The sequence below is a fragment of the Acidovorax sp. KNOB132 genome (assembly GCF_057541515.1).
The window spans coordinates 1-1,718 of the sequence record NZ_BAAJYT010000473.1 but is presented as its reverse complement, the minus strand read 5'-3'; the positions used below and the strand labels follow the sequence as shown (position 1 = coordinate 1,718).

3 protein-coding genes are annotated in these 1,718 nt (G+C 74.3%); all 3 read left to right on the top strand.

Features of this window, described 5'->3' with window-relative positions; genetic code table 11:
* On the top strand, positions 1–665 hold a 665-nt coding region (locus AC27IO_RS23850; RefSeq protein WP_498741137.1), incomplete at its 5' end, for a methylated-DNA--[protein]-cysteine S-methyltransferase.
* A complete protein-coding gene (locus AC27IO_RS23845) occupies positions 662–1,366 on the top strand; it encodes a 2OG-Fe(II) oxygenase (protein WP_487091251.1) in 705 nt (234 codons plus the stop codon). The genes AC27IO_RS23850 and AC27IO_RS23845, both read left to right, overlap by 4 nt.
* Positions 1,367–1,417: 51 nt before the next feature.
* Positions 1,418–1,718 (top strand): alpha-ketoglutarate-dependent dioxygenase AlkB (locus AC27IO_RS23840; RefSeq protein WP_498741136.1); only part of this gene is annotated, 301 nt, incomplete at its 3' end.

The following is a 1,718-nucleotide window of genomic DNA, read 5'->3' as shown; positions in this document are numbered from 1 at the left end:
ACGCCGCAGCGCACCGCGCGGGAAAGCTGCGCGACGGCCTGCCCCACGCCGGCACGGTAACCGAGGCCCTCTATGCCGCGGGCTATGGATCGCAGGGGCGCTTCTACGAAGAGGCTGGCCGCGTGCTCGGCATGGCGCCCAGCCGCTACCGCACCGGGGGGGCGCAGGTGCGCATCCGCTTCGCGGTGGGCCAGTGCAGCCTGGGCGCGGTGCTGGCGGCGGCCAGCGAGCGGGGCCTGTGCGCCCTGCTGCTGGGCGACGACCCCGACGCGCTGGTGCGCAATCTGCAGGACCGCTTTCCGCGCGCGGAACTGCTCGGGGCCGATGCCGCGTTCGAGCAGTGGATGGCGCAGGTGATCGGCTTCGTTGATGCGCCCCGGCGCGGGCTGGCCCTGCCGCTGGACGTGCAGGGCACGGTGTTCCAGCAGCGGGTGTGGACCGCGCTGCAGGCCATCGCCCCCGGCGAGACGGCCAGCTACGCGCAGATCGCCGAGCGCATCGGCGCGCCGCGCGCGGTGCGGGCCGTGGCCCAGGCGTGCGGGGCCAATGCCCTGGCCGTGGCCATTCCGTGCCACCGGGTGGTGCGCACCGACGGCGCGCTCTCCGGCTACCGCTGGGGCGTGGAGCGCAAGCGGGCGCTGCTGGACAAGGAGGCCCAGGCATGAGCGCGCGCGACCCGTGCGCCATCGACTGGAACGCCGTGGCCCAGGCGCTGGACGGCCAGGGCTGGGCCGTGATCGACGCGCTGCTGCCCGCGGCCGACTGCCGCGCCCTTGCCGGCCTCTACACGCAGCCTGCGCGCTTTCGCAGCCGCGTGGTGATGGAGCGCCACGGCTTCGGGCGTGGCGAATACCAGTACTTCCAGTACCCGCTGCCCGAGGCCATCGCGGCGCTACGCACCGGGCTCTATCCGCACCTCGTGCCGGTGGCCAACCGGTGGCAGGCGGCCCTGGGCCTGGAAGACCGCTTTCCGGCGGACCACGCGGCGTTCATCGCGCGGTGCCATGCGGCCGGCCAGACGCGCCCCACCCCGCTGCTGCTGCAGTACGGCCCCGGCGACTACAACTGCCTGCACCAGGATCTGTATGGCGCGCACGTGTTTCCGCTGCAGGTGGCCGTGCTGCTCTCCGCGCCGGGGACCGATTTCACGGGTGGGGAGTTCGTGCTGACCGAGCAGCGCCCGCGCATGCAGTCGCGGCCCGAGGTGGTGCCGCTGCGCCAGGGCGATGCGGTGGTGTTCGCGGTGCACCATCGGCCGGTGCAGGGCACGCGCGGGCCCTACCGCGTGCAGATGCGGCACGGCGTGTCGCGGGTGCGCTCGGGACAGCGGCACACGATGGGCCTCATTTTTCATGACGCGGCCTGACGGCAAGGCCCCCGGTGGTGGCCCTGGCCTCGGCCCTTCTTCGCTCACTCCATGACCGACGACCTGTTCGACACCGATGAAGCGCCGGGCGGCCGGCTCGTCCTCGGGCCCGGCGCGGTGCTGCTGCGCGGCTTCGCCCGCCCCGTGGCCGTGGCGTTGCATGCGCAGGTGGCCGCCATCGCGCGGCAGGCGCCGTGGCGCCACATGGCGACGCCGGGCGGGCGCCGCATGTCGGTGGCCACCACGAACTGCGGCGCCCTGGGCTGGGTGAGCGATGCCCGCGGCTACCGCTACGTCGCCGTGGACCGGGACAGCGGCAGGCCGTGGCCCGCCCTGCCTGCCGTGCTGTCCA